Source organism: Kitasatospora sp. NPDC059673 (assembly GCF_042734215.1).
GTDB lineage: Bacteria > Actinomycetota > Actinomycetes > Streptomycetales > Streptomycetaceae > Kitasatospora.
The window spans coordinates 94,018-120,469 of record NZ_JBHWEN010000008.1 but is presented as its reverse complement, the minus strand read 5'-3'; the positions used below and the strand labels follow the sequence as shown (position 1 = coordinate 120,469).

The following is a 26,452-nucleotide window of genomic DNA, read 5'->3' as shown; positions in this document are numbered from 1 at the left end:
CACCACCTTCCCGTCTGGTGGGATTGAAACGGGCATGCTCAATTATTGGGGCGCACTCGGCCGGTGACGGCATGTTAGGCATAATCGCGCCCATGACGACGCGGAGCGCGAACTTCCATTCGATAGCCGACGGCGTGTACGCCTGGCAGCCCCAGCAGCGTGGATGGGGCCTGGCCAACTGCGGGCTGGTCGCCTCCGGTCGCGCCGCACTGTGGATCGACACCCCGTACGACCGCAAGCTCGCCGGCCAGTTCCTGGACCGCACCCGCGCCGTCCTCCCCAAGGGCGTCACCGTCGACCGGATCGTCGTCACCCACGCCAACGGCGACCACATGTGGGGCGCCGGCGTGCTGCCCGACGCCGAACTCATCACCACCCACGAGGCGCTGCACCACATCGCCTACGAGCCGACCCCCGAGCAGCAGCACGGCCTGCTGAAGAACCTCGACCCGGCCAGCGACACCGGCGCCTACCTGCACGAGCACTTCGGCTGCTTCGACTGGAGCGACACCCCGCCGATCCAGCCCGACACCGTCTTCACCGGCGAGCTCGAACTGCGCGTCGGCGACATCCCGGTGCAGGTCAGCAGCCTCCCGCCGGCCCACACCAGCGGCGACCTGATCGTCCACCTGCCCACCCGCTCCACCGTGTTCACCGGCGACATCGTGTTCGGCTCCACCGCCGACCGCCCCGGCGACCACCCCGTGCACTGGGCCGGCCCGCTCGGCAACGTCATCGACGCCGTCGAACGCGTCCTCGCCACCGGCGCCGAGACCATCGTCCCCGGCCACGGCCCGCTGCTCACCCGCTACGACCTGCGCGCGCACGCCGAGTACCTCGGCCACGTCCGCGACCGCGCGCACGCCCTGCACGCCGCCGGCGTCCCGGCCGCCGAAGCCGCGCGCACCGTCATCGACGAACGCCGCTACCCCGAACTCGGCCTGCCCGAGCGGCTGCTGGTCACCATCGCCACCGAATACCGGCACCTCGACGGCAGCGAGCCGCCCGCCATGCTGGAGGTCTTCGGCCGGATGGCCGGCCTCGCCCGGCAGCGCGGCGCCGAAACCGCCGCCAGCACCGTCTGACCCCCGACCCGCGCCCGACACCCCCGAGGACCCGATGGTCGTGATCGTGTACGTCCTGGCCGGCGCCGCCATGGCCGCAGGACCCCTGCTGTGGCTCCTGCGCCGCGCCGCCCGGGACACCCAGGCCGCCGAACGGCGCGCCACCGACGCCGAGACCTCGGCCCGCGCCGCAGACGCCCGCACCGAGGCCGCCGAGCAGCGCGCCCGCGCCGCGGACAGCACCGCCCGCGCCGCCGACACCTCCGCCCGCGCCGCCGAGGCCCGGGCCGAGGCGGCCGAGGAACGCGCCCGCGCCGCCGACACCTCGGCCCGCAGTGCGGACGCCCACCGCACCGTCGCCGAGACCCGGTACGCCGCCGCCGTCCGCGAACTCGGCCACCTCGCGCACGAGCGGCTGCCCGCCGCCACCACCGCGCTCACCCACCCCAGGACGCCCGTCCCCGGGCCGCTCGACACCACCGGCGGCACCGAGGAACTCCACCACGCCCTGGACACCGCGCTCGCCGCCGCCGTCCGCGCCGTGCTCGCCGAACGCGACCGCACCGACGCCGCCGCCCGGGCCGCGCTGCGCGGCGCCGCCTCCAAGATCCAGGCCCTGCTGATCCAGGTCCGCTCGCTGCTGGAGGAGATCCAGCTCAGCGTCGACGACCCGCGGCTGCTGGCGCTCGACTTCCGCAACGAACTGACGCTGCGCCGGGTCCAGTCCCTCGCCGTGCTCTCCGGCGCCTGGCCCGGCATGACCCGGGAGGACTCGCCGCTCGCCGAACTCTGCGTCGGCGCGCAGTCCCGGGTGGCCGGCTACGCCCGCATCGAGATCACCAACCACCTGCGCGAACCCCGCCTCGCGGTGGCCGCCCGGGCCGCCGAACCCGTCGCCATCGCGCTCGCCGAGATCCTCGGCAACGCCACCGCCTACTCCCACCCCGAGACCCGGGTGGTGGTCTCCATCGAACAGGGCAGCTCCGGCGCCCTGGTGGTGGTCGACGACATGGGCGTCGGCATGGAACCCGACCAACTGGAGCGCTCCGGCAACCTGTTGGACGGCCAGGCCGAGGTCCTGCTCACCGAACTCGGCGACCCGCCGCAGGCCGGCTTCGCCGTGATCGGCCTGCTCTGCCGGCAGTTCGGCTTCGGCTGCCGGGTCGAGCCGTCCCCGTACGGCGGCGTGCGCGCCATCCTGCGACTGCCCGCCGACCTGCTCACCCTGACCGACCCGGCCGCCCCGCTCTCCGCGCTCGCCCCCCGCCCGATCACCCAGACCACACCGGTGTTCGACGCGGGCGACGCGCTGCCCACCCGCAAGCGCCGCAGCCCGCGCGTCCCGCAGCAGGACGCGCCGTCCCCCCTGCCGTCCCCGGCGGGCAGCACCCCCGACCGGGCCCGCTCCGCGTGGTCGGCCCTGCAGTCCGGCACCCTCGCCGGCCGCAGCGCCGTCCGCCACCACCCGGGCCCCGACGGACCCGCCGCACCCGAAGGAGTCGAAACCCCGTGACCACCCAGCTCCGCCGCCACACCGAGGACCTCTCCTGGGTACTCACCCCGCTGCTCGACCTGCCCGGCGTGCAGAACGCCGTCATCGCCACCGGGGACGGCCTGGTCACCGGCCACTCCGCCGACCTCGGCCGGGACAACGCCGACCGGGTCGCCGCGATGACCGCCTCGCTGCACGCCGCCGCCCGCGCCTTCACCGTCGCCTTCACCGAGGCCGAGCAGGTCCGGCTCACCCAGACCGTGGTCGAGTCCGACCTCGGCTACGCCGTGGTCACCCCGGCCGGCGCCAACTCCTCGCTCGCCGTGTTCGCCGTCCCCGGCGCCGACCTCGGCACCATCGCCTACCAGATGCAGGTCCAGGTCGCCGCGCTCGCCAGAGCCCTCGCCAGTCCCGCCCGGGAGGCGAGCGGGACATGACCACACCCAGCGGACCGCACCGCCGACTCGTCCCCGCCTACCTCGCCACCCAGGGCCGCGACCTGGCCCCCGGCAAGCACGGCCTGGACCGGCTCAGCATCCTGCACGCCGCCGCCGACCTCCCCACCGGACTCGGCGGCGAACACCGCCAGTTATGGGAACTCGTCCGCCCCGGCGCGCTGACCGTCGCCGAGGCGGCCGCCCACCTCCGGCTCCCGGTCAGCGCGACCGTCTTCATCGTCGCCGACCTGGCCGAGCGCGGCGCCCTCAAGGTGCGCGCGCCGATTCCCTCCGCCCAGCCGGTCAACCGGGACCTCGCCGAAAGGCTCCTCAGTGGACTTCGCGCCCTCAAGTAGCACGGGCAGCAGCCCCGTTTACCTCCCCGCCACCGACCCGATCCTGATGAAACTCATGGTCACCGGGCCGTTCGGGGTCGGGAAGACCACCTTCGTGCGCTCGCTGTCGGAGATCCCGACGCTGCACACCGAGGAGACCATGACCGCCCAGGGCATCCCGGTCGACGACACCGCCCGGATCCCCGGCAAGACCGCCACCACCGTCGCCGTCGACTTCGGACGGCTCACCCTGCCCGGCGGCGACCTGGTCCTCTACCTGTTCGGCACCCCCGGCCAGCGCCGCTTCCTGCCGCTCTGGGAAGACCTCGCCCGCGGCGCCCTCGGCGCGCTGATCCTCGCCGACACCCGCCGCCTCGCCGACGCCTTCGACGCCATGGACCTCATCGAGGAAGCCGGCCTGCCCTACGCGGTCGCCGTCAACCGCTTCCCCGACACCCCGCCGATCGAACTCGACAAGATCCGCGCCGCGCTCGACCTCGACCCGGCCACCCCGCTGATCGAATGCGACGCCCGGGAACGCGCAGGCTGCCTGGACGCCCTGATCGCCCTCACCGAGCACGTCCTGGACCGCCTCCCGCAGGAGACCGCCCCATGACCCGCACCGCCCTCTACGGGCCACAGTTCGCCGCACAGCCGCACGCCCACTACGCCCGGCTGCGCGACCGCGGCCCGCTCGCACCCGTCGAACTCGCCCCCGGCATCGACGCCTGGCTGGTCACCGACTACCACGTCGCCCTGGAAGTCCTCCGCGACACCGACACCTGGACCCGCGACTCGCGCCGCTGGCAGGCCACCCAGCCCGCCGACTCCCCGATCATGCCGATGCTCGGCTGGCGCCCCACCGCACTCTTCAACGACGGCGCCACCCACGCCCGCTACCGGCAGGTCATCACCGACAGCGTCGGCATCATCGAACCCCACCTGCTGCAACGCGACACCACCGCCGTCGCCGAACAGCTCATCGCCGCATTCGTGCACACCGGCAAGGCCGACATCCTCGCCCAGTACGCCTACCGGCTCCCGCTGCTCATCCTCACCTCCTGGTACGGCATCCCCGACCAGGACATCGACCGGATCAGCGCCGCGATCTACCGCTCCTTCGAATCCTCCACCGGCGCCGCCGCCGGGTACGCCGACCTGGTCGAAGTCATCACCGGCCTGGTCGCCGAACGCCGCACCGCACCCCGGCACGACCTGATCTCCGCCTTCATCAACCACCCGGCCCGGCTCGCCGACGACGAGGTCGTCCGGCACATCACCCTGACCCTGATGGCCGGTCACGAACCCACCGCCAACCTCACCGCGAACGCGCTGCTGCGCATGCTCTCCGACGACCGCTACGCCGGCTCCCTGCACAGCGGTGCACTCAGCGCGCACGACGCGGTCAACGAGGTCCTCTGGACCGACCCCCCGCTGTCCAACTTCGCCCCGCACTACACCCGGCGGAACATCGTCTTCCACGGCACCGCGATCGCCCCCGACCAGCCCGTACTGATCTCCTACGCCTCCGCGAACGCGCAGGCCGCACTCCCCGCCTCCGAGAGCGAGTCCCTCGGCGGCTCCTACGCCCACCTCGCGTGGGGCGCCGGCCCCCACCGCTGCCCCGCCCGCCAGCCCGCCGTCCTGATGGCCGTCACCGCCATCGAACACCTCATCAGCCGCCTCACCGACCTCCGCCTGGCCGTCCCCGCGGACCAGATCCTCTGGCGCCAGGGCCCGGTCCACCGGGCACTCGTCTCCCTCCCGGTGGAGTTCACGCCCCTGTAGAGAGGGCAGGCAGGAGGTGCACAACCAGGGGCGCGGGGAGACCTGCGCGAGCGGAGGGGCGCGAAAACAGGGGCGCGGGGAACTGCGCGCAGCGGAAGGCACCCCACCGCGAGATCGCGACGCGGGACAATGACCTGCACTTGATCGCGACCTTGCGGACGTGATGTGCGCTTGTCGCGCAGTTCCCCGCGCCCCTGTTTTCGCGCCCACCTGCGTTCGCACCCACCTGCCTAAAGCCCGAACTGCCGGCCGAGGTCTCGCAGGTTGCCGAGCCCCGGCACGGTCTGTGCGGGTTGCTGGTGCGGGACGCTGCTCTCGCCGACGACGCCCACCGGCTTCTCCGCCATGACCGTCTCGGACGATTGCATCAGCACCTGCCCCGCCCCGATGAACTCGAACTGGTGCTCCTCGCCGCTCGCGCCGCCGATCCCGGTCAGGTGCCGGATCCCGCCGAGGACGCCGTGCAGGTAGCTGTGGTCGTAGTGGTGGCAGGGGGCGGGGCAGTCGGCCCAGCCGACCAGCGCCTGGGGGTCTACCCGGATCGGGGGTTCGACGAAGTGCACGGGCCCGTTGGACGCCGCGACGAACTTCCCGGTGCCGATCAGGGTGAGGAACCCGGGGATGATCGACTGCTTGAGCCGGAGCGTGGGTTCGAAGGCCAGCAGGTTTCCGGACCGGACGGTCAGGTTGCCGTCCTCCAGGTCGTACGAGTTGAGGTCGTAGGCCCGGTCGGCGAGCAGGAGTTTGCCGCGCCCCTCCGCAACCACCCAGTCCGACGCGTGCAGCGGGGAGTTGAAGTTCTGTTCGAGGACTCGGTCGAGTACTCCGCGACCGATCCCGGAGAAGCGCATCTCGCCGTAGTAGGCGATCATCTTGCCCTTCTGGAGGTAGTACGCGCCGTTCAGGTCCACCGAGAAGCAGTACGGGTTGACGTTGTCGTTGACGGGCAGCGTGTACGGGTCCCAGACCTGCGGTCCGTCGCCGCCGGGGGTCTGCCACTGAGGCGGATGGGTCATCAGAGCTTCACCTCGCTGGCCTGCACGTACACCGTGCCGTGTCCGGAGAGTTCGAGTTGGAAGGCCTCGCCGGAGCCGCGGCCGATCATGTCGCGCCAACCGAGCGCGCTGGAGAGCTTGTTGGTGACCTGGCCGCGGTGGGCGACGTAGGCCTGCGGGTCGACGTGGACGGGGAGGCCGGGGGAGATGGGGAGTTCGACGACGCCGCCGTGGGCCATGACGGCGACCGCGCCCTTGCCGCTGAGCTGGGTGGTGAACAGCCCCTGCCCGGTGACCTGGCCGCGGACCACGCCCATCAGGCCGCCCTGCTGTCCCATGAACATGGTGGACTGCTGGAGGCTGCCCTCGAAGGCGAGCAGCCGGTCGGCCTCGACGTACAGGGTGTCGCCGGCCAGGTCGATGACGTGCACGTGGTGGCCGCCGTGGCCGAACATCACGGTGCCGTGGCCCTCGACGGTCATCAGCGGGGTGTCCTCGCCCGCGACCCGGCGGCCGATCATCGACATGACGCCGCCCTGGCCGCCCATCAGGTTGGGCTTGAAGGTGACCTCGCCGGTGTAGCCGAGCATCGCGCCGCGCTGGGACAGGATGCGCTGACCCGGGAACACCTGGGCGGAGACCATCTTGTGGTTGATCAGGGTGAAGGCCATCAGGCGTCGCCTCCGAAGGTCAGGCGCTCGGAGGGCTGGACGTAGACCAGCCCGTCGCCGGTGAACTCGACCTGCATGGCCTCGCCGCCGCCCTCGCCGATCAGCGTGGTCCAGCCGGCGCCGGACTTGAGGGTGCGGTTCAGGTTGCCGGTGTGCGCGATGTACGCGCCCGGGTCGACCCGCAGCGGCAGGCCCTGGGCGACCCGCAGGATGACTGCCGGGCCGTTCGAGGTGACGGCGGCCCAGCCGTGGCCCTCGACCTTGGTGGTGAACAGGCCGTTGCCGCTCGCCATCCCGTTCAGACCGGTGAAGGAGGTGCCGGTGCGCAGGCTCGCCTCGCTGCACAGCAGGTTGTCGGACTCGACGAACAGGGTCTCACCGTTCAGCCGGACCAGATTGATTTCGGTGGCCTTGTCGGCGAAGTAGCAGGTGCCCTGCCCCTTCACCTCCATGACCTCCATGCGTTCGCCGGTGAGCCGGCGGGTGACCATGCCGCGCAGGCCGTCGCCGCCGCCGGTGAGCTTCTTGAAGCCCATCTGCCCGGTGTAGGCGACCATCGAGCCGTTGCGTGCCTTGACGGTGTCCCCGGCGAGATCGACGGCGAGGACCTTGGACCCCTGGAGTCGGAACTGTGCCACGTTCGGGAATGTAGCGGCCCTCACCCCGGTGTGGGGAGAGGGCCGTGCGAGCCGGTACGGAACCCGTACATCGGACGCGTCGTCAGGCGGCCTGCGGCAGCGCCCCGGCGGAGGTCTCCACCTCCAGCAGCGAGGCGGAGTGCCGCTCGGCCTCGAATGCGACGACACCGCCGCGCAGGCCGAACAGCCGCTTGGAGAGCATGATCCAGAGCACCGCGGCGATGTTCAGCAGCAGCGTGCAGATCTTCAACACGCTGACGTGCTCGGTGAGTTCGTAGACCTCCAGCGGCAGGAACGCGGCGGTGGCGACCACGGTCAGGTACTCGGCCCAGCGCTGCCCCCACCACAGGCCGAACGCCTCGACGATCTCGACCAGCGCGTACACCACGAGCGCGATGGCGACGTAGATCAGGGTGTTGTGCCGGTAGTCGAAGGTCTTGCGGATGGTGTCGACGATCGGCGAGTGGTCGAGGTCGTAGTGGAAGTGGTCGGTGACGGGCTTGAAGACGGTCAGGTTCTCGTCGAAGATCCGGCGCACCGCGTCCTGGCTGTTGGAGAACTTCCACACCGCCCAGGCGGCGACCACGATCAGCAGGCCGCGCAGCAGTCGCTCGACGGCCAGGAAGCGCAGGATGAACAGGTCGCGCAGGGCCTTGCCGCGGGGCACCAGCGGCGCTTCGTCGGCCGGGCCGGAGCCGTGCGGCTCGCCGAGCGCGAAGTCGCCGCAGCGCAGGCAGCGCCAGGCGGTGCCGAGCGCGGTGGTGGCGTGCAGCCGCTCGCGCAGGTCGGTCTCGTCGGGCGCGTAGGTGATGTGGCCGCGCCGGGCACAGGTGTGCCGGTCCCAGTCTCGCCTCAGCATGTCGTGCGTCCCCCCGTGGGTCTGCGGGCCTGGCGGTCAGGCCGCGCGCAGCACAGCAGGATAGGGGGTCCGGGGTCGGGAGCGAGGGCGGGTCGGTGATAATAGGCATGGCTTGTGCTCCCGTTCACAAGCCCAGCCGCCCGTGCCCTGTGAGGAATCCCCGTGAAGAGCATCGCCGCCGTCCACCGCCTGCGCCTGGTCTCCGGCCCTGAGGGGCTGTCCTTCATCCTGCTGCTGTGCTGCTCGGTGCTGAAGCGCACCACCAGCTTCGACGCGGTGATGCCGATGGGCCTGATCCACGGCGGACTGTTCATCCTGTACGTGGTGTTCCTGGTCCAGGCGTACCAGGCCCGCCGCTGGGAGCCGAAGCGCGCGTTGCTGATGTTCGTGCTGGCGGTGCTGCCCACCGGCGGCTTCTTCGCCGAGCGGATGCTCGCCAAGGAGGAGCGCGGCGAGCTGGACGCGGCGAAGCCGGCCACTGCCTGACTCCACCACGTGGTGCGCGGCGGTCGGGCCTCTTCGTGGGAGGCCCGGCCGCCGCGAGCTTTTGCGCTACCCGGTGGGGGTCAGTTCACGTTGACGCCGGTCCAGGCCGCCGCCACCGCGTTGTACTGGGTCGAGCCGGAGCCGTACAGGTCGGCGGCGGCGCTCAGGGTCGCGGTGCGCGCGCCCTTGTAGTTGGTGGTGGAGGTCATGTAGACGGTCAGCGCCCGGTACCAGATCTGCTGGGCCTGGGCCCGGCCGATGCCGGTGAGGGTCGCGCCGTTGTAGGTGGGCGAGTTGTAGCTGACGCCGTTGATGGTCTTGGCGCCGCTGCCCTCGGCCAGCAGGTAGAAGAAGTGGTTGGCGACGCCCGAGGAGTAGTGGACGTCCTTGCTGCCGACCGTGGAGGACCAGTAGTCGGCGGACGCGCCGTCCTTGGAGGGCTTGTCCATGTAGCGCAGCGGCGTGCCGTTGCCGTTGATGTTGATCAGCTCGCCGATCAGGTAGTCCGGCACGTCCTTCGACAGGTTGGCGGAGAACTCCACCATGGAGCCGAAGATGTCCGAGGTCGCCTCGTTCAGGCCACCGGACTCGCCCGAGTAGTTCAGGCCGGCGGTGTTGGAGGTGACGCCGTGGCTCATCTCGTGGCCGGAGACGTCCAGCTCGGTCAGCGGGTGGGTGTTGGAGGCACCGTCGCCGTAGGTCATGCAGAAGCAGCTGTCGTCCCAGAAGGCGTTGACGTAGTTGCTGCCGTAGTGGACCCGGCTGTACGCGCCGACACCGTCGTTGCGGATGCCGTTGCGGCCGAAGGTGTTCTTGTAGAAGTCCCAGGTTGCGGCCGCGCCGTACTGGGCGTCCACGGCCGCGGACTCCTTGTTGGAGGCCAGGCCGTTGCCCCAGGAGTTGGTGGTCTTCGAGTAGAGGGTGCCGCTGCCGGAGGTCTTGTTCGCCAGCGTGGTGGTGTACTGGTTGCCGCGGGTGGCGTCCTTCAGCGTGTAGGTGCTGCCGGTCAGCGTGGTGGTCAGCGAGACGTTGCCGACGAAGACGCCGTTGCCGGTGCCGGTCGCGTTGGCGGTCTCGATCTCCTCGTGGGTGGAGAGGACCTCGCCGGTGTTCGCGTCGGTGATCAGCTTCTGGCGGCTCGGGGTGCCGTCGGCCCGCATGCCCTCGACGGTGGTGCGGTAGGCCAGGCGCGGGGCGCCGTCGGCGGCCCAGATCACCAGCTCGGAGCTGCCGGTGGCGCCGGAGACCGAGGTGAGGGCGGACGCGTCGGCGTCCTTGGCGATGCCGACGGTGGACTGCACCGCGCCGGTCGCCTTGCCGGCGGCCTGGGCGGCCGTCAGCTTCGGGCTCAGCGAGGCGGGGGCCAGGCTGCCGGAGACGGCCTTGTCGGAGGAACGGACCTGACCCTTGGCGTCCTGGTGCACGACCAGGTCGCCGCCGAGCACGGGCAGTCCGTCGTAGGTGCGCTCGTAACGGAAGTGGCGGGTGCCGTCGGCGTCGACGATGGCGTCCTTGACCACCAGCTTCTCCTGGGCGCCGAGGCCGAGGGCCTTGGCGGCGGAGGGGGCCTGCCCGGCGGCCAGCGCCAGCAGGTCGCCGCGGCTGTGACCCGCGGCGGCCGGGTTGGGGGCGGCCTGCGCGATCCCGGCGCTCACCTGGATCGCGCCGGCCAGCAGGGCAGAGGCAGAGAGAACGGCTCCGACAGCGAGCTTTCGCTTCACGGTACGGGTTCCTTCCGGATCAACCGCATGCGCGGTCGCACCACGTTCCGGGGCACCGGGGGTCAGTGCCTGCTGGGGCGGATACGGGTGCTGACGTGCAGCTCCGTGCGGTCTGGCGACGTCGCCGGTGGGGTGGGCCGGCGTGTCGAACGGGGCTGGCCAGAAGCATGACAATCGTTCAAATCCGGGAACAGCACCCAGACAACAATTGGCAAACTCTCGCCAGCCCCCCGGCAATGGAACGGTCAGGAAATCGGAGGTTCCGCCGCGAACGATGCGGCGCGGGCTGGGCTTCGGCCGAACTCCGGTACTTTCACTGAATAGTGACGGATTATCCGCTGTTAATCGCGGCTGTACGGTGGTGCTTGTCTGTTTGGCGTGATCCCGCCAATCGGTGGGCCTTGTCCACCATCGTGGACACCTGCTACCCCCGCCCCGAACCGCGGGTACGGTGGGGTCGTGCCCAAGCCCCTCGCCCTCGACTTCGACCCGATCGCCCGCGCCGACGAGCTCTGGACCCGCCGCTGGGGCAAGGTGCCGGCGATGGCGGCGATCACCTCGGTGATGCGCGCCCACCAGATCCTGCTGGCCCGGGTCGACGCGGTGGTCAAGCCCTACGGCCTGACCTTCGCCCGCTACGAGGCCCTGGTACTGCTCACCTTCAGCCGCTCCGGCGAACTGGCACTGTCCAAGATCGGCGAGCGGCTGATGGTGCACCCCACCAGCGTCACCAACACCGTCGACCGCCTGGAGCGCGCCGGACTGGTCGCCCGCCGCCCCAACCCGCTCGACGGCCGTGGCGTCCTCGCGGCCATCACCGAACGCGGCCGCCAGGTCGTCGAGGGCGCCACCCGCGACCTGATGGCCGTCGACTTCGGCCTGGAGGGCTACGGCGAGGACGACTGCCGCGAGGTGTTCGAACTGCTCCGCCCGCTGCGGGTCGCGGCCGGCGACTTCGACCTGCCGCACCAGGAGGGCCCTGGCCGGGAGCGCTCGTAGGGCCGGTTACCCTCGATGGCATGAAGCAGAGTGTGCTCACCCGCTACCGTGCCATGGCCTACATCACCGGCGTCCTGCTGATCCTGCTCACGGTCGGGGTGATCGCCAAGTACGCCCTGGACATGTCGGGCGCCGCGGGCTTCACCACCGCCGTCGGCATCGCGCACGGCTGGCTGTACGTGATCTACCTGGTGCTCGCCTTCGACCTCGGCACCAAGGCCAAGTGGCCGATCGGCAAGCTCGCCTGGGTCCTGCTGGCCGGCACCATCCCCACCGCCGTGTTCTTCGTCGAGCGCAAGGTCAGCCGCGAGGTCGCCCCGCTGATCGCCGCGCCGGAGCCCACCGCCGCCTGACCCGTCGCCGCGCGCACCAGCTCTGCCGGGCGTCCCTCCCCACCGGGAGAGGGGCGCCCTTCGTCTTTCGCTCTCCTGTTCGGAGGACAGGCATCGACAGGTAGTAGGACGTCCGAGTAAATTAGTAGGACATCCAAGTAGTTGTGCCGCCCACCCACCGGGCGGCCGCACGGAGCGGAGTCTCAGCCGATGGACGCCGAGCAGATCGAAGCCGGCCGGCAGCGCTGGCAGCAGCGGTACGACAAGGCGCGCAAGCGCGACGCGGACTTCACCACGCTGAGCGGCGAGACCGTCGAACCCGTCTACGGCCCGCCCGCCGGTCAGGCCGTCGAGGGCTTCGAACGGATCGGCTGGCCCGGCGAATACCCCTACACCCGCGGCCTGCACCCCACCGGCTACCGCGGCCGCGCCTGGACCATCCGCCAGTTCGCCGGCTTCGGCAACGCGCAGCAGACCAACGAGCGCTACCGGATGATCCTCGACGCGGGCGGCGGCGGCCTCTCCGTCGCCTTCGACATGCCGACCCTGATGGGCTACGACTCCGACGACGCCAAGTCGCTCGGCGAGGTCGGCCACTGCGGCGTCGCCATCGACTCCGCCGCCGACATGGAGGTGCTGTTCGCCGGTATCCCGCTCGGCGAGGTCACCACCTCGATGACCATCTCCGGCCCGGCCGTCCCGATCTTCTGCATGTACCTGGTCGCCGCCGAACGCCAGGGCGTCGACCCCGCCGTCCTCAACGGCACCCTGCAGACGGACATCTTCAAGGAGTACATCGCGCAGAAGGAGTGGCTCTTCGCCCCCGAGCCCCACCTGCGCCTGATCGGCGACCTGATGGAGCACTGCGCCAAGGGCATCCCCGCCTACAAGCCGCTCTCCGTCTCCGGCTACCACATCCGCGAAGCCGGGGCCACGGCCGCCCAGGAACTCGCCTACACCCTCGCCGACGGCCTCGCCTACGTCGAACTCGGCCTCTCCCGAGGCCTCGACGTGGACGTCTTCGCCCCCGGCCTGTCCTTCTTCTTCGACGCCCACCTCGACTTCTTCGAGGAGATCGCCAAGTTCCGCGCCGCCCGCCGGATCTGGGCCCGCTGGATGCGTGACCACTTCGGCGCCAAGACCGAGAAGGCGCAGTGGCTGCGCTTCCACACCCAGACCGCCGGCGTCTCGCTCACCGCCCAGCAGCCGTACAACAACGTGGTCCGCACCGCCGTCGAGGCCCTCTCCGCCGTCCTCGGCGGCACCAACTCGCTGCACACCAACGCCCTCGACGAGACCCTCGCCCTCCCCAGCGAGCAGGCCGCCGAGATCGCGCTCCGCACGCAGCAGGTGATCATGGAGGAGACCGGCGTCACCAACGTCGCCGACCCGCTCGGCGGCTCCTGGTACGTCGAGGCGCTCACCGACAAGATCGAGGCGCAGGTCGAGGAGATCTTCCAGCGCATCCTGGACAAGGGCAGCGCCGAGCACCCGATCGGCCCGATGACCTCCGGCATCCTGCGCGGCATCGAGGAGGGCTGGTTCACCGGCGAGATCGCCGAAGCCGCCTTCCGCTACCAGCAGGGCGTCGAGAAGGGCGACAAGCGCGTGGTCGGCGTCAACTGCCATCCCCGCAGCGTCACCCCCGAACTGGAAATTCTCCGCGTCAGCCATGAGGTCGAACGCGAGCAGGTCCGCGTCCTCGCCGACCGCAAGTCGCACCGCGACGAGACCGCCGTCCGGGCCGGCCTCGACGCGATGCTGGCCGCCGCCCGCTCCGGCACCAACATGATCGAACCGATGCTCCAGGCCGTCCGCGCCGAAGCCACCCTCGGCGAGATCTGCCACGCCCTGCGCGACGAGTGGGGCACGTACCGCGAGAACGCCAGCTTCTAGAGCAGACGGGCGCGAACGCAGGCGAGCGTTGTGCTCTCCCTGGTGCGGAGGTCAACGCAGCAGCCCCGGGAAGGGGTTGAGCAGCAGGGTGGTGAAGCGGTGGATCCAGTCCTCGGTGACGGGTTCGCCGCTGACCAGCAGACGGTGTTCGACGGTGCCGGCGATGATGTCGAAGATGATGTCGATCTCCTCGTCGGCGCTGGCCGGGTCCCGGTCGGGATCCATCTCGCCGCGGGCCTGGGCGTTGGCCCGGCCGAGCTGGACGAGCACCTTCTGCGGTTGGACGATCCGTTCCCGGATGCGGCGCCGCAGCTGGAGGTCGCGGGAGCCCTCGGCGAACAGGGCGAGCAGGGCGGCCTGCGTCTCGGGGCGGGTGAGGAGTTCGGCGAAGCGGGCGACCACGGCCTCGATGTCGGCCTGCAGGCTGCCCCGGTCGGCGCATTCCAGCTGGTCGAAGAGGCTGGCGATGGCATCGACGACGAGTTCGCTCTTGGACGGCCAGCGCCGGTAGAGGGTGGTCTTGGCGACGCCGGCGCGCTGGGCGACGTCGCCCATGGTGAGTCCGCCCCAGCCGAGTTCGGCGAGTGCCTCGCGGGTGGCGTCCAGGATGGCCTGGTCGGCGGCGGCGCTGCGGGGGCGGCCCTTGCCGCGGGTGGGCGGCGGGGTGACGGCGGCCGGCGGGTCCGGCTGCTCGGCGGGCTGCCGGGTGGTGGGGGCCACCGCGCCTCCTCAGCGAATTTACTCAGAAGTAACTTGGTGGCCCCACGGTAGCGACCTGCGGCGCTGCCCGATACCCGCCCCGGGTCGGAAAGTGGGACAGCTCACGCTCCCGGAGGGCGGTTGGGGCTTGCGGGGGGAGCCCGTGGGGCAGATACGCTACGACCAGTAGCGAAAGAGCGACAACCCACGCGCCCTGCCCCATGGGATCGGGCGGGCGCGGGGCGCGGATGGGGATCCGCGCCCGAACGGACCGGGCTCCGCCGGGAGAGGCGGGCGTCCCGGTTTCGGCATTTCCGGGCGGATGGCGTCCGGTACCGGCTCCGGCGGGGGAGGATAGAGCCATGCAGTCACGGAATTCGCGTCTCAACAGCTCCGCCCTGCGCGGTGCGGTGGACCTCGCCGCGGTGAAGGCGGCCGGAGAGGCCGCCCAGAAGGCGGAGCAGACCCGGGCCGAGCGGGCCCGGCAGGCGGCGGCGGGCGACGGCCCGGCTCTCGCGGACTACCCCCTGGTGCTGGACGTCACCGAGGACACCTTCGAGTCGGAGGTGGTCCAGCGCTCGGCCGAGGTCCCCGTGGTGGTGGACTTCTGGGCCGAGTGGTGCGGCCCGTGCAAGCAGCTGAGCCCGATCCTGGAGCGCCTCGCCGAGGAGTACGCGGGCCGGATCGTGCTCGCAAAGATCGACGTGGACGCCAACCCGCTGATCGCCCAGCAGTTCGGCATCCAGGGCATTCCGGCCGTGATGGCCGTGGTGGCGGGCCAGCTGGTGCCGCTGTTCCAGGGCGCCGAGAACGAGTCGAACGTCCGCAAGGTGCTCGACCAGCTGATCGCGGTCGCCGAGCAGCGTTTCGGCATCGTCGGCTCCGCTGCCGGCGGCACCGCTGCCGAGGCGGCCCCGCGAGTACCGGCCGACCCGGCGCTGGAGGCCGCGCACGAGGCGCTGGACCGGGGCGACCTGGGCGGCGCGGTGCAGGCGTACCAGAACGTGCTGAGCGACCGGCCCGGCCACGTCGAGGCGAAGCTCGGCCTGGCCCAGGCGCAGCTGCTGCAGCGGGTGGAGAAGCTCGACCCGCAGAAGGTGCGCGCCGAGGCGGCGGCCGACCCGAAGGACGTGCCGGCCCAGCTGCGGGCGGCCGACCTGGACCTGGTCGGCGGGCACGTCGAGGACGCGTTCGGCCGGCTGGTGGCCACCGTGGCGAAGACCTTCGGCGACGACCGGGACGCCGCGCGGCTGCGCCTGCTGGAGCTGTTCGAGGTGATCGGCCCGGAGGACCCGCGCACCGTGGCGGCCCGTCAGGCCCTGGCCCGGGTGCTGTTCTGACGGCACTGGGTGACACGTTCGGTGACCTGCGGTGTCGTCGGTGATTTGACGACTTTCGTGGGTGGTCCAGGCAGGGTTACCAAATCTTGATAACACCCCTCCTTCGTCGCAGTGAGTGACGAAGGAGGGGTGTTTCTTTGGCATTTGCGGGGGTCGCGGCTCCATCAGCCCGGTCTTTTCGTCACTCTGCGCAGTCACGCCTTCGATCCCCTGAGCGAACGCGTTCACTGTTGGATTACCCGTCAGTAACGCACCCCTTGTGCTCCGCCCGGTATTCGAGCACGATCGGCGACGCCCGGTCCCTCCATCGCGAGGGTCCCCACCGGGTGAGGACAGGGGGGTAACCGCAGATCCCACGCGGCGGTTCCTGGCCTCGGCGGTCGCGCAGCCCGCGCGTTCGCACGGTTGTCGCTCGGGGGTGATCGCCGACGCCGTCCCCACGGCATCAGGCGCTCTCCGCTACCGAGGACGTAGCTCTCTCCCATTTCGGGCCGAACCATGTGCGGGACGCACCGGACCGGCCGGAGATGTACGTCCTAGAAGGAGGACTCGCATGTCCACGTCTTACGGCAAGACCCGCTGGAAGCGCTTCGCCCTGGTGATGGTGCCGAGCGTCGCGGCCACCGCCGCGATCGGCGTCTCCCTGGCCAACTCCGCGCTGGCGGCCTCGTTCGCGGTCTCCGGCCAGCAGTTCAAGGTCACCGTCGACCAGCTGCACGGCGAGAACTTCTCGCAGTTCGGCGGCGTCGACATGGAGGCCAACCACACTCCGCACCCGGTCGCCATCTCGGCCTTCGACCACGCGACCCTGCAGAACCTGTGCCAGTCGGTCGTCACCGACCTCGGCCCGCTCGGCAAGTGGACCCTGGTCCTCAAGGCCGGCGACCAGAAGCCGGTCGACGCCCAGCAGCTGCTGATCGACATGAACCAGCTGAACGCCGACGCCGAGTTCCACAGCCTCAACATCGGCCAGGACGCCAGCACCCTGCAGGGTACGGCCATCGACAAGCTGAAGAAGGACGGCGGCACCCTGCCGTCCGGCGCGCAGGGCTTCGCCCAGTCCGCCAAGACCGCGGACCTGTCCAAGGTCCAGCAGACCGCCTGGGCCACCTCGGCGGGTACCTTCACGCTCCCCGGCCTGCACCTGAACATCAACCAGGGCGTCAACGAGTGCTACTAGTCCACGGCTGACGGCTCGTCAGGCGGGCCGGACAGTGGACCCCGGTCCGAGGGGGCGGCAGCGCGCCGCTCCCTCGGGCCGCACCCCGGCATACCCGGGGCCATCCGTATTTCCCCTCGGACCCACCATCGAGGAGTCGCACCATGTCCAGCGCAACCGTCGAGGCCTGGCCCGAGGGCCCGGCCGGCTTGGCCAGCCGAGGTCGGCGAGGGTTCCGCGCCTGGCGGCGCAGCCGGCCGTTCTGGGGCGGCCTGCTGGCCGTGATCGCCGGCATCCCGATCCTGTACTTCCCGTACGCCCACCTCAGCCTGAACGGTCTGACGGTGGCGATGGCCACCACCGCCGGCGCCGGCTCGCTGATGATCGGTGTCCTGATGATGGTGCTCGGCGTGACCGCCTGGTTCCAGCCGATGGTGCGGATCTTCTGCGGGGTGGCGACCACCATCCTGGCGCTGATCTCCATCCCGGTCTCCAACCTGGGCGGCTTCGGCTTCGGCCTGGTCCCCGGCCTGATCGCGGGCGGTCTGCTGGTCTCCTGGGCGCCGCTGCAGCCGCTCCCGGCCGCCGGGACCGCCGGGACCGCCGAGATGGCCGCCACCGAGGACGCCGCGCCGACCGCGCCGCTGCTCGCGCAGGCTGCCGCCGAGCAGCCGCTGGAGTACGGGGCCGCACCGACAACGACAGCGACAGCGGAGGGGGAGCAGCCGTGACGGACTCGGAGAAGCCGGCGGTTCCCGGTCCGCGGCACGCGGTGCCACGCGAGGGTGTGCGGGCCCGGCTGCGCGGGCGGGCGCTGGCGATCGCCGCCGTGCCGACCGCGCTGCTCGTCGGCGCCGCGTACACGCCGACCCTGGCGGTCGCGGCCGACCCGCAGTCCGGCAGCTGCGCGAGCAGCCCGGACACCGTGCTCAAGGAGACGCCCGTCCCGAAGAGCGAGATCAAGGTGCAGCCGGACTCCTCGGTGAGCGAGGCGGCGGCCGTGCAGTCCGGGCAGGCGCCGGTGGGCAGTGCCGCCGCGGTGCCGGCGGTGTTCACCGGCTCGACCGGTGTGCAGTCCGCCGCCTTCGTGACGCCGAACACCGGCAACGCGACCGGCGGCGGGGTGCAGCAGGCCGGCGCGATCGACGACTGGTGGAACCAGCTGACCCATCCGGGCACTGCCGCGAGCGCCGCCCCGTCGGGCGCGCCCTCCGCGCCCGCCGCCCCCAAGCCGCCCGCCTCCCCGAGCCCCTCGGCGACCGGGCAGCCGACCACCGAGGCGCCCGCCACGCCGCAGACCCCGGCCGGGTCCTCGGAGCCGGCCACCGAGGGCTCGAAGGCACCGACGACCAAGGCGCCGACGACCAAGGAGCCGACCACCAAGGCCCCGAAGCCGTCCAGCTCGCCGTCGGACGACCCGAACTGCCTGGTGAGCACCCGGGGGCTGGCGGCGAAGGCCGCGCCCAAGAACCATGTGGTGCCGGACCAGAATTGGGTGCTGCACTCGACCCGGCTGGCGCTGCACGGCTCGGTGTTCAACGGCGTCTACGACGTCACCACGGAGAGCGGCACCAAGCGGGTGCTGAAGTTCACCACCGACAGCGTCGACATCGAGAACCTGGACATGTCGACCATTCAGATCCCGGGCCTGACCTTCCACGTGAAGAGCCGCGAGGGATCGACCTCCACTCTGCGCAACGGCCCGATCACCATGTACGTGGAGAGCCTGTCCGGCCACCTGGCGGCGATCTACGGCCTGCCGATACCGATCGACCTGGGCCTGATCACGCTGACCCCGGACACCCTGCCGAAGTGGCTGTGGGACCTGCTGGGCGCGGTGCCGATCCCGCTGGACCTGACCTTCAGCGACGCCAAGGCGGTGCAGGCCGGCCAGTTCGGCGGGGACCTGAAGATCCCGGGAATGCGCCTGTTCAACGACAAGGCGCCGTACGACGGTTGAGCCGTCGTCACAGTTGTCGCGCGGACGCCCGCAGGGGCGGGACCCGGTCTCCCGGGTCCCGCCCCTGCGGGTTTCGTCGGTGAGGCTCAGTGGCCGCCGCGGGTGCCCAGGTGGTGGACCTGGACCATGTTGGTGGTGCCGGGGACGCCGACCGGCACGCCGGCGGTGACGATCACGGTGTCGCCCTCGGAGAGGCGGCCGAGCTTCTGCAGTTCGCGGTCGACCTGCTCGACCATCGCGTCGGTGGTGGCCACCTGCTCGGTGACGTACGCCTCGACGCCCCAGCTCAGCGAGAGCTGGTTGCGGGTGGCGACGTCCGGGGTGAAGGCGATCACCGGGATCGGCGAGCGGTAGCGGGACAGCCGGCGGGCGGTGTCACCGGACTTGGTGAAGGCGATCAGCGCCTGGCCGTTGAGGAAGTCGCCCAGCTCGCACGCGGCGCGGGCGACCGAGCCGCCCTGGGTGCGCGGCTTGCGGCCCGGGTTGAGCGGCTGGAGGCCCTGCGAGAGCATCTCCTCCTCGGCCTTCTCGGCGATCTTGCTCATGGTCTTGACGGTCTCGACCGGGTACTTGCCGACGCTGGACTCGGCGGACAGCATCACCGCGTCCGCGCCGTCCAGGATCGCGTTGGCGACGTCGGAGACCTCGGCGCGGGTCGGGCGCGAGGCGTGGATCATCGACTCCATCATCTGGGTGGCGACGATCACCGGCTTGGCGTTCCGGCGGGCCAGGGTGACCAGCTGCTTCTGGACCAGCGGCACCTTCTCCAGCGGGTACTCGACCGCCAGGTCGCCGCGGGCCACCATGATCGCGTCGAAGGCGAGGACGATCTCCTCCATCGCCTCGACGGCCTGCGGCTTCTCGATCTTGGCGATGACCGGCACACGAATGCCGACCTCGTCCATGACCTTGTGGACGTCATCGATGTCCGCGGCGTTGCGGACGAAGGACAGCGCGACCATGTCGACGCCCAGCCGCAGGGCGAAGCGCAGGTCCTCCTTGTCCTTCTCGGACAGCGCGGGCACGTTGACCGCCGCGCCGGGCAGGTTGATGCCCTTGTTGTTGGAGAGCACACCGCCCTCGACCACCATGGTCTTCACCCGCGGGCCGTCGACGCTGACGACCTCCAGGGCGATGACGCCGTCGTTGATCAGGATCGGGTCGCCGGGCTTCACGTCGCCGGGCAGGCCCTTGTACGTGGTGCCGCAGATGTGCTGGTCACCGGGGACGTCCTCGGTGGTGATGGTGAACGTGTCGCCGTTGTCAACGGTCACCGGGCCGTTGGCGAAAGTCGCCAGACGGATCTTGGGGCCCTGCAGGTCGGCCAGCACGCCGATGGTGCGGCCGGTGTCCTCCGACACCTGGCGGACGCGGCGGTACCGGTCCTCGTGCTCGGCGTGGGAGCCGTGGCTCATGTTCAGTCGGGCGACGTTCATGCCCGCTTCGACGATGGCCTTCAGCTGTTCGTAGGAGTCCGTGGCAGGACCCAGGGTGCAGACAATTTTCGCTCGGCGCATATCCGTCAGTCTATCCGTTCGTGTTATCGATGCATTCGACTCGAATCGCCAGATATCGCCAACGAACATTCCGAGGGGTGGGATACTGACGGGTAGTCATCCCACGCCGGTCCTACACCTCGTGGACCAGCGCGAACGTCTGCTGGGCGATCTCCAGTTCCTCGTCGGTGGGCACCACGGCGACGCTCACCCGGCCGTAGGACGGCGAGATCGTCCGTGCCCGGCGCGAACGCATCGCGTTCAGCTCCGGATCCACCGAAATACCGAGTTCCTCCAGATTGGCACAGACCGCCGCCCGGACCTCCACGGAGTTCTCCCCGACACCCGCCGTGAATGCCACCGCGTCCACCCGGCCCAGCACCGCGTAGTAGCCGCCCAGGTAGCGCCGGATCCGGTGCACGTACGAGTCGAAGGCCAGCTTGGCGTCCTCGTCCCCGCCCTGGGCGCGGCGCACCACCTCGCGCATGTCGTTGTCGCCGCACATGCCGAGCAGGCCGCTGCGGCGGTTCAGCAGGTCGTCGATCTGATCGATGCTCAGGCCGCCCACCCGGTGCAGGTGGAACACCAGGCCCGGGTCCACGTCGCCGGAGCGGGTGCCCATCACCAGGCCCTCCAGCGGGGTGAGGCCCATCGAGGTCTCCACGCACACGCCGCCGGCCACCGCCGACACCGACGCGCCGTTGCCCAGGTGCAGCACGATCACGTTCAGCTCGGCCGGGTCGCGGCCCAGCAGCCGGGCGGTGGCCCGGGAGACGTACTGGTGCGAGGTGCCGTGGAAGCCGTAGCGGCGCACCCGGTGCTCGTCGGCGGTCCTCCGGTCGATCGCGTACCGGGCCGCGTACTCCGGCAGGGTGGCGTGGAAGGCGGTGTCGAACACCGCGACCTGCGGCAGGTCCGGGCGGATCGCGCGGGCCACCTCGATGCCGGTGATGTTCGCCGGGTTGTGCAGCGGCGCCACCGGGATCAGCCGGCGGATCTCCGCCACCACCGCGTCGTTGATCAGCGTCGGCCGGGTGAACCGCAGCCCGCCGTGCACCACCCGGTGGCCGATCGCCGCCAGCTGGGGCGAGTCCAGGCCCATCAGGTCCGCGGCCAGCTCGTCGGCGACCGCCCGCAGCGCCCCGTCGTGGTCGGCGAACCGGCGCACCTGCTCGCGCGGCTCCCCGATCAGCGGCAGGTGCAGCAGCCGGCCCTCGCTCTCGCCGATCCGCTCCACCAGGCCGGACGCCAGCCGGGCGCCGTCCAGCATGTCGATCAGCTGGTACTTCACCGAGGACGACCCGGCGTTCAGCACCAGGACACGGGTACCGGCGGTCACTGCGCGCCTCCCTCGGCGGACTGGCTCTGGGACTGGATCGCGGTGATCGCAACGGTGTTGACGATGTCCTCGATCAAGGCGCCCCGGGACAGGTCGTTCACCGGCTTGTTCAGGCCCTGCAGCACCGGGCCGACCGCGATCGCGCCCGCCGAGCGCTGCACCGCCTTGTAAGTGTTGTTGCCGGTGTTCAGGTCCGGGAAGACCAGCACGGTGGCCCGGCCCGCCACCGGCGAGCCCGGCAGCTTGGTCGCCGCGACGTGCGCGTCCACCGCCGCGTCGTACTGGATCGGCCCCTCCACCAGCAGGTCCGGGCGCAGCGCGCGGACCAGTTCGGTGGCCTTGCGGACCTTGTCCACGTCCGCGCCGGAGCCCGAGGTGCCGGTCGAGTACGACAGCATCGCCACCCGCGGCTCCACCCCGAACTGGGCGGCCGTCTCCGCCGACTGGATCGCGATGTCGGCCAGCTGCTGGGCGTCCGGGTCCGGGTTGACCGCGCAGTCGCCGTACACCAGCACCTTGTCGGCCAGGCACATGAAGAACACCGAGGAGACGATCGACGCGCCCGGCGAGGTCTTGATCACCTCGAACGCCGGGCGGATGGTCGCCGCCGTCGAGTGCACCGCGCCCGACACCATGCCGTCCGCGATGCCCTCCTGCACCATCAGGGTGCCGAAGTACGAGACGTCGGTGACCACGTCCAGCGCCCGCTCCACCGTCATGCCCTTGTGCGCCCGGACCTTCGCGTACAGCTCGGCGAACTGCTGGCGCAGCGGGCTGGCCGCCGGGTCGACGATCCGCAGCTGCGCGCCGGAGTCGCCGGCCTGCGGGAACTCGATGCCCAGCGCGGCGGCCCGGCGGTGCACCGCCTCCGGCTCGCCCAGCAGGGTCAGGTCGCAGATGTTGCGGCGCAGCAGCACCTCGGCGGCGCGCAGCACCCGCTCCTCGGTGCCCTCCGGCAGCACGATGTGCCGGCGGTCGGCGCGGGCCCGTTCCAGCAGCGCGTGCTCGAACATCATCGGGGTCACCCGCTCGGAGCGGGTCAGCTCGATCCGGCTGGTCAACTCGGCGGTGTCGACGTGCAGTTCGAACAGGCCGAGGGCGATCTCCGCCTTCCGCGGGCTGTCCGGGCCGATCCGGCCCTCCAGGTGGGTGAGCGCCGCGGCCGTCAGCCAGGAGCCCTCCGTCACCTCCGCCACCGGCGTGCCGGGGGCGAGCCGGGAGGCCAGCGCCATCACGTCCGGGCCCGGGTGCTGGCCGAGCGTCAGCAGCACGCCCGCGATCGGCGGGGCGCCCGCCGCGTGCGCGGCCAGTGACCCGATCAGCAGGTCCGCCCGGTCGCCCGGGGTCACCACCAGCGCGCCCTCGGTCAGCGCGTTCAGGAAGGTCGGCAGCATCGCGCCGCCGAACACGAAGCCCCGCACGTCCCGGGCCAGGCCCGCCGCGTCGCCCAGCAGCACCTTGGCGCCGGTCGCCTCCACCAGTTGCGCCACGGTCGGTGCGGCCAGCGCCGGCTCCTCCGGGACGACGTACACCGGCACCGGCAGCTTCTCGGTCAGCGCCCGCTGCACCTGCTGCTTGGCGCCCGGCGCCACCCGGTTGGCGATCATCGCCAGGATCGAGCATCCCAGGTCCCGGTACGCCCGGTGCGCGTTGCGGACCTCCGCGACCACCGTCTGCGGGTCGTCGTGCTGGCCGCCGACCACCGGGAGCACGGCCGCCCCGAACTCGTTCGCCAGCCGCGCGTTGAAGGCCAGCTCGTCCGGGATGTTCGTGCCCGCGTAGTCGGTGCCCAGCACCAGCACCGCCTGGCAGCGCCGCTCCAGCTGGTGGAACCGGTCGACCAGGACGGAGACCAGCTCGTCCTGGCCGCGGGCGGCCTGCAGGGCCGCCGCCTCGTCGTACGTCAGCCCGTACAGCTCGGCGCTCGGCAGGTCCAGCCGGTACCTGCTGCGCAGCAGCTCCACCACGTGGTCGGTGACCGGCGTCCCGCCGTCGGACGCGTGCACCAGCGGGCGGAACACCCCGACCCGGTCCACCTGACGGGTGAGCAGTTCCATGACCCCGAGTTCCACGGCCTGCCGGCCGTCCCCCCGGTCGATCCCGGTCACGTACACGCTGCTCGCCACGGTGGAACTCTCCGTCCGTCTTTCTCAGGCTGCGGTCATCTCGACCATACCTTCGTACGACATTCGGACTGAGCTGCGGTACTGCCGTTCGGGCTGGCCGGGGGGCCGGAGGTCCTCGGTTCCGGCCCCGGCGGGGCGTCAGGAGGAGCGGGCCGGGCGCAGCCAGAGGGTGGCCAGTGGCGGCAGCACCAGTTCGGCCGAGCGCGGCTGGCCGTTCCACTGCGTGGCCTCCGCCTTCACCGGACGGGAGTTGGCGACCCCGCTGCCGCCGTACCGCTCGGCGTCGGTGTTCAGCGCCTCCTCCCACAGCTGCTCGCGGCCCTCCAGCCGGGGCAGGCCGACCCGGAAGCCGTGCCGGACCACGGGGGAGAAGTTGCTGACCGCGACCAGCGGGCTGCCGTCGGAGGCGAACCGGACGAAGGAGAACGCGTTGTCGTCGGCCGCGCCGCCGTCCAGCCAGCGGAAGCCCTCCGGGACGGTGTCCAGCTCGTACAGCGCGGGGGTGGCGCGGTAGACCCGGTTGAGGTCGCCGACCAGGCGCTGCACACCGCGGTGGTCGGCGTGCGCCGCCCACGCCTCGTCGAGCACCCACCACTGCGGGCCGCTCTCGTGCTCCCACTCCGCGCCCTGGGCGAACTCCTGGCCCATGAACAGCAGTTGCTTGCCCGGGTGGGCCCACATGAAGCCCAGGTAGGCGCGGTGGTTGGCGCGCTGCTGCCACCAGTCGCCGGGCATCTTGGAGACCAGCGCCTGCTTGCCGTGCACCACCTCGTCGTGCGAGATCGGCAGGATGTAGTTCTCCGAGTACGCGTACACCATCGAGAAGGTCATCTCGTTGTGGTGGTACCTGCGGTGCACCGGCTCCTTGGACATGTAGACCAGCGAGTCGTGCATCCAGCCCATGTTCCACTTCAGGCCGAAGCCCAGGCCCCCGGAGTCGGTGGGCCGGGTGACGCCGTCCCAGGCGGTGGACTCCTCGGCGACCGTCAGCACGCCCGGGCAGCGCCGGTAGACGGTGGCGTTCATCTCCTGCAGGAAGGACGCCGCGTCCAGGTTCTCCCGGCCGCCGAACTGATTGGGCGACCAGCCGCCGCCCTCGCGGGAGTAGTCCAGGTAGAGCATCGAGGCGACCGCGTCCACCCGCAGGCCGTCCACGTGGAACTCCTCGCACCAGTACACCGCGTTGGCGACCAGGAAGTTGCGGACCTCGGTGCGGCCGTAGTCGAACTCCAGCGTCCCCCAGTCCGGGTGCTCGGCGCGCTGCGGGTCGGCCGGCTCGTACAGCGGCTCGCCGTCGAACCGGGCCAGCGCGAAGTCGTCCTTCGGGAAGTGCGCGGGCACCCAGTCGACCAGCACGCCGATGCCGTGCCGGTGCAGGGTGTCGACCAGGTACCGGAAGTCGTCGGGGGTGCCGAGCCGGGCCGTCGGGGCGTAGAACCCGGACACCTGGTAGCCCCAGGAACCGCCGAACGGGTGCTCCATCACCGGCATGAACTCGACGTGGGTGAAGCCGAGTTCGTTCAGGTAGCCGGGCAGCACCTCGGCGATCTGCCGGTAGGACGTCAGGTCGGGCCGCCAGGAGGCCAGGTGCAGCTCGTACACCGACATCGGGGCGCGGTGGTGGACGGTCTGCGCGCGCGCCGCCATCCACTCCGCGTCCTGCCACTCGTGCCGGGAGACCGTCACCACCGAGGCGGTGTCCGGCGGGCACTGGGCGGCCCGGGCCAGCGGGTCGGCCTTCTCCACCACCCGGCCGGAGCGGGTCAGGATCTGGTACTTGTACTGCGCGCCCTCGCCGAGGCCCGGCACGAACAGCTCCCACACGCCGGACGAGCCCAGCGAGCGCATCGGGTGCGCGGTGCCGCTCCAGTGGTTGAACGAGCCGATCAGCCGCACCCCGACCGCGTTCGGCGCCCACACCGCGAAGGAGGTGCCGGCCACCCCGTCCACGGTGCGCACGTGCGAGCCGAGCGCGTGCCACAGCTGTTCGTGCCGGCCCTCCGAGATCAGGTGCAGGTCCAGTTCGCCGAGCGTCGGGGCGAACCGGTAGCCGTCGTGCTGCTCCAGCGGCCCCCCGCCCGGGTACGTCACCTTCAGCGTGTAGTCCGGGAACCGCTGCCCGGTCAGCAGGCCGGTGAACAACCCGGCCTGCTGGTGGGTCAGTTCGGCCGGGCCGAGGGCGGTCTCCACCACCACCCGCTCGGCGAACGGGCGCAGCACCCGGATCGCGGTGCCCGTCGGCAGCGCGTGGGCGCCCAGCAGGGCGTGCGGGTCGTGGTGCGCGCCGGAGACCAGGCGCTCCACCTCGGCGGGCGGCAACGGCGCCTCCGGCAGGCGCAGCGCCGCGCCCGGGGCGGGCCGGGCGGGCGCCGGACGGGACTTCGCCGGGCGCCCGGCCTTCCCGGAGGCGGCGGCCTTCCCGGAGGCGGCGGCCTTCGGGCTCTTGGCCGCCGCCGTCCCGGGCGTCGCGCCGGACGGTCGTGCGGGCTTCGCCGGGGGCTGCCAGCGGGCCCCCCTGCCGCGCTCGCCGTTCCGGAAGGTGGCCGGGACGGCCGGTTGGCGGTCGGCCGGAAGGGGCGGGTCGAGCGGACCGAGCGGGGTCACGGCGGGGGCCTCCTGG

24 protein-coding genes are annotated in these 26,452 nt (G+C 71.5%); 14 read left to right on the top strand and 10 right to left on the bottom strand.

All coding sequences use genetic code 11. From position 1 onward, the window contains the following. The first annotated feature begins 92 nt into the window (after positions 1-92). The 6 genes from ACFV18_RS12370 to ACFV18_RS12345 are packed head-to-tail and all read left to right on the top strand — an operon-like array spanning position 93 to position 5,116. Positions 93-1,085: an MBL fold metallo-hydrolase gene (locus tag ACFV18_RS12370; RefSeq protein ID WP_380482170.1), complete on the top strand. Its 993-nt coding sequence runs from the start codon at positions 93-95 to the stop codon at positions 1,083-1,085. A 40-nt stretch (positions 1,086-1,125) separates the two neighbouring features. Further along, positions 1,126-2,577, top strand: coding sequence for an ATP-binding protein (locus tag ACFV18_RS12365; RefSeq protein ID WP_380482168.1), 1,452 nt, complete (start codon positions 1,126-1,128; stop codon positions 2,575-2,577). Beyond that, on the top strand, positions 2,574-2,993 hold the full coding sequence (locus ACFV18_RS12360; RefSeq protein ID WP_380482166.1) for a roadblock/LC7 domain-containing protein: 420 nt from the start codon (positions 2,574-2,576) through the stop codon (positions 2,991-2,993). The genes ACFV18_RS12365 and ACFV18_RS12360 overlap by 4 nt, the downstream gene beginning before the upstream one ends. Then, a complete protein-coding gene (locus tag ACFV18_RS12355) occupies positions 2,990-3,349 on the top strand; it encodes a DUF742 domain-containing protein (RefSeq protein WP_380482164.1) in 360 nt (119 codons plus the stop codon). The genes ACFV18_RS12360 and ACFV18_RS12355 overlap by 4 nt, the downstream gene beginning before the upstream one ends. Further along, positions 3,327-3,944, top strand: a complete 618-nt coding sequence (locus ACFV18_RS12350; RefSeq protein ID WP_380482162.1) for an ATP/GTP-binding protein — start codon at positions 3,327-3,329, stop codon at positions 3,942-3,944. The genes ACFV18_RS12355 and ACFV18_RS12350 overlap by 23 nt, the downstream gene beginning before the upstream one ends. Continuing rightward, positions 3,941-5,116 (top strand): cytochrome P450, encoded by a 1,176-nt coding sequence (locus ACFV18_RS12345; RefSeq protein WP_380482160.1) that lies wholly within the window; start codon positions 3,941-3,943, stop codon positions 5,114-5,116. The genes ACFV18_RS12350 and ACFV18_RS12345 overlap by 4 nt, the downstream gene beginning before the upstream one ends. A gap of 230 nt (positions 5,117-5,346) precedes the next feature. Here the strand turns inward: ACFV18_RS12345 and ACFV18_RS12340 are convergent, their stop codons facing one another. The 4 genes from ACFV18_RS12340 to ACFV18_RS12325 all read right to left on the bottom strand — a co-directional run bounded on the left by ACFV18_RS12340 (position 5,347) and on the right by ACFV18_RS12325 (position 8,276). After that, on the bottom strand, positions 5,347-6,132 hold the full coding sequence (locus tag ACFV18_RS12340) for an AIM24 family protein (RefSeq protein ID WP_380482158.1): 786 nt from the start codon (positions 6,130-6,132) through the stop codon (positions 5,347-5,349). Continuing rightward, positions 6,132-6,782 carry an AIM24 family protein gene (locus ACFV18_RS12335; protein ID WP_380482156.1) on the bottom strand — a complete coding sequence of 217 codons (651 nt, stop codon included), beginning with the start codon at positions 6,780-6,782 and terminating at the stop codon, positions 6,132-6,134. The genes ACFV18_RS12340 and ACFV18_RS12335 overlap by 1 nt, the downstream gene beginning before the upstream one ends. Beyond that, positions 6,782-7,420, bottom strand: a complete 639-nt coding sequence (locus tag ACFV18_RS12330; RefSeq protein WP_380482154.1) for an AIM24 family protein — start codon at positions 7,418-7,420, stop codon at positions 6,782-6,784. Before ACFV18_RS12330 ends, ACFV18_RS12335 begins: the two co-directional genes overlap by 1 nt. 82 nt (positions 7,421-7,502) lie before the next feature. After that, the gene (locus tag ACFV18_RS12325; protein WP_380482342.1) at positions 7,503-8,276 is read right to left on the bottom strand and encodes a DUF2127 domain-containing protein; all 774 of its coding nucleotides are present in this window, start codon (positions 8,274-8,276) and stop codon (positions 7,503-7,505) included. 159 nt (positions 8,277-8,435) lie between these two features. On the opposite strand from ACFV18_RS12325, the gene ACFV18_RS12320 reads away from it, so the two are divergent. Then, complete coding sequence (locus ACFV18_RS12320; RefSeq protein WP_380482340.1) at positions 8,436-8,765, top strand: DUF3817 domain-containing protein; 330 nt, start codon at positions 8,436-8,438, stop codon at positions 8,763-8,765. Between the two features lie 80 nt (positions 8,766-8,845). Here the strand turns inward: ACFV18_RS12320 and ACFV18_RS12315 are convergent, their stop codons facing one another. Then, on the bottom strand, positions 8,846-10,486 hold the full coding sequence (locus tag ACFV18_RS12315; RefSeq protein ID WP_380482152.1) for a M4 family metallopeptidase: 1,641 nt from the start codon (positions 10,484-10,486) through the stop codon (positions 8,846-8,848). A 459-nt stretch (positions 10,487-10,945) separates the two neighbouring features. On the opposite strand from ACFV18_RS12315, the gene ACFV18_RS12310 reads away from it, so the two are divergent. The 3 genes from ACFV18_RS12310 to ACFV18_RS12300 all read left to right on the top strand — a co-directional run bounded on the left by ACFV18_RS12310 (position 10,946) and on the right by ACFV18_RS12300 (position 13,713). Further along, positions 10,946-11,485: a MarR family winged helix-turn-helix transcriptional regulator gene (locus tag ACFV18_RS12310; protein ID WP_380482151.1), complete on the top strand. Its 540-nt coding sequence runs from the start codon at positions 10,946-10,948 to the stop codon at positions 11,483-11,485. Positions 11,486-11,505: 20 nt separating this feature from the next. After that, a complete protein-coding gene (locus tag ACFV18_RS12305; protein ID WP_380482150.1) occupies positions 11,506-11,838 on the top strand; it encodes a DUF3817 domain-containing protein in 333 nt (110 codons plus the stop codon). A gap of 189 nt (positions 11,839-12,027) precedes the next feature. Beyond that, positions 12,028-13,713, top strand: coding sequence for a methylmalonyl-CoA mutase (locus tag ACFV18_RS12300; protein ID WP_380482148.1), 1,686 nt, complete (start codon positions 12,028-12,030; stop codon positions 13,711-13,713). Between the two features lie 51 nt (positions 13,714-13,764). On the opposite strand, the gene ACFV18_RS12295 is transcribed toward ACFV18_RS12300, so the two are convergent. Further along, positions 13,765-14,433 (bottom strand): TetR/AcrR family transcriptional regulator, encoded by a 669-nt coding sequence (locus ACFV18_RS12295; RefSeq protein WP_380482146.1) that lies wholly within the window; start codon positions 14,431-14,433, stop codon positions 13,765-13,767. Positions 14,434-14,774: 341 nt separating this feature from the next. Here ACFV18_RS12295 and ACFV18_RS12290 point away from each other — a divergent pair, with 341 nt between their 5' ends. From ACFV18_RS12290 to ACFV18_RS12275, 4 genes are all read left to right on the top strand, one after another. Next, a complete protein-coding gene (locus tag ACFV18_RS12290; RefSeq protein ID WP_380482144.1) occupies positions 14,775-15,752 on the top strand; it encodes a tetratricopeptide repeat protein in 978 nt (325 codons plus the stop codon). 553 nt (positions 15,753-16,305) lie between these two features. After that, entirely contained in the window at positions 16,306-16,932 is a 627-nt protein-coding gene (locus tag ACFV18_RS12285; RefSeq protein ID WP_380482143.1) for a DUF6230 family protein, read from the top strand. Between the two features lie 143 nt (positions 16,933-17,075). Next, positions 17,076-17,642 (top strand): DUF6114 domain-containing protein, encoded by a 567-nt coding sequence (locus tag ACFV18_RS12280; RefSeq protein ID WP_380482141.1) that lies wholly within the window; start codon positions 17,076-17,078, stop codon positions 17,640-17,642. Further along, positions 17,639-18,871: a hypothetical protein gene (locus ACFV18_RS12275; protein WP_380482139.1), complete on the top strand. Its 1,233-nt coding sequence runs from the start codon at positions 17,639-17,641 to the stop codon at positions 18,869-18,871. Before ACFV18_RS12280 ends, ACFV18_RS12275 begins: the two co-directional genes overlap by 4 nt. An 86-nt stretch (positions 18,872-18,957) precedes the next feature. Here ACFV18_RS12275 and pyk read toward each other — a convergent pair whose 3' ends face one another. The 4 genes from pyk to glgB all read right to left on the bottom strand — a co-directional run bounded on the left by pyk (position 18,958) and on the right by glgB (position 26,436). After that, positions 18,958-20,388: a pyruvate kinase gene (gene pyk / locus ACFV18_RS12270; protein WP_380482138.1), complete on the bottom strand. Its 1,431-nt coding sequence runs from the start codon at positions 20,386-20,388 to the stop codon at positions 18,958-18,960. 112 nt (positions 20,389-20,500) lie between these two features. Beyond that, positions 20,501-21,706 (bottom strand): acetate kinase, encoded by a 1,206-nt coding sequence (locus ACFV18_RS12265; protein WP_380482136.1) that lies wholly within the window; start codon positions 21,704-21,706, stop codon positions 20,501-20,503. Beyond that, positions 21,703-23,832 (bottom strand): phosphate acetyltransferase, encoded by a 2,130-nt coding sequence (pta, locus tag ACFV18_RS12260; RefSeq protein WP_380482134.1) that lies wholly within the window; start codon positions 23,830-23,832, stop codon positions 21,703-21,705. Before pta ends, ACFV18_RS12265 begins: the two co-directional genes overlap by 4 nt. Before the next feature lie 138 nt (positions 23,833-23,970). After that, the gene (gene glgB, locus ACFV18_RS12255; protein WP_380482132.1) at positions 23,971-26,436 is read right to left on the bottom strand and encodes a 1,4-alpha-glucan branching enzyme; all 2,466 of its coding nucleotides are present in this window, start codon (positions 26,434-26,436) and stop codon (positions 23,971-23,973) included. Positions 26,437-26,452 lie beyond the last annotated feature (16 nt).

What these genes read in the sequence shown, in the direction of transcription:
- ACFV18_RS12305 (WP_380482150.1), top strand. Translation starts at nt 11,506, where the DNA reads ATGAAGCAGAGTGTGCTCACCCGCTACCGTGCCATGGCCTACATCACC.
- pyk (WP_380482138.1), bottom strand. Translation starts at nt 20,388, where the DNA reads ATGCGCCGAGCGAAAATTGTCTGCACCCTGGGTCCTGCCACGGACTCC.
- ACFV18_RS12290 (WP_380482144.1), top strand. Translation starts at nt 14,775, where the DNA reads ATGCAGTCACGGAATTCGCGTCTCAACAGCTCCGCCCTGCGCGGTGCG.
- ACFV18_RS12300 (WP_380482148.1), top strand. Translation starts at nt 12,028, where the DNA reads ATGGACGCCGAGCAGATCGAAGCCGGCCGGCAGCGCTGGCAGCAGCGG.
- ACFV18_RS12345 (WP_380482160.1), top strand. Translation starts at nt 3,941, where the DNA reads ATGACCCGCACCGCCCTCTACGGGCCACAGTTCGCCGCACAGCCGCAC.
- ACFV18_RS12285 (WP_380482143.1), top strand. Translation starts at nt 16,306, where the DNA reads ATGTCCACGTCTTACGGCAAGACCCGCTGGAAGCGCTTCGCCCTGGTG.
- ACFV18_RS12370 (WP_380482170.1), top strand. Translation starts at nt 93, where the DNA reads ATGACGACGCGGAGCGCGAACTTCCATTCGATAGCCGACGGCGTGTAC.
- ACFV18_RS12355 (WP_380482164.1), top strand. Translation starts at nt 2,990, where the DNA reads ATGACCACACCCAGCGGACCGCACCGCCGACTCGTCCCCGCCTACCTC.
- ACFV18_RS12340 (WP_380482158.1), bottom strand. Translation starts at nt 6,132, where the DNA reads ATGACCCATCCGCCTCAGTGGCAGACCCCCGGCGGCGACGGACCGCAG.
- ACFV18_RS12335 (WP_380482156.1), bottom strand. Translation starts at nt 6,782, where the DNA reads ATGGCCTTCACCCTGATCAACCACAAGATGGTCTCCGCCCAGGTGTTC.
- ACFV18_RS12280 (WP_380482141.1), top strand. Translation starts at nt 17,076, where the DNA reads ATGTCCAGCGCAACCGTCGAGGCCTGGCCCGAGGGCCCGGCCGGCTTG.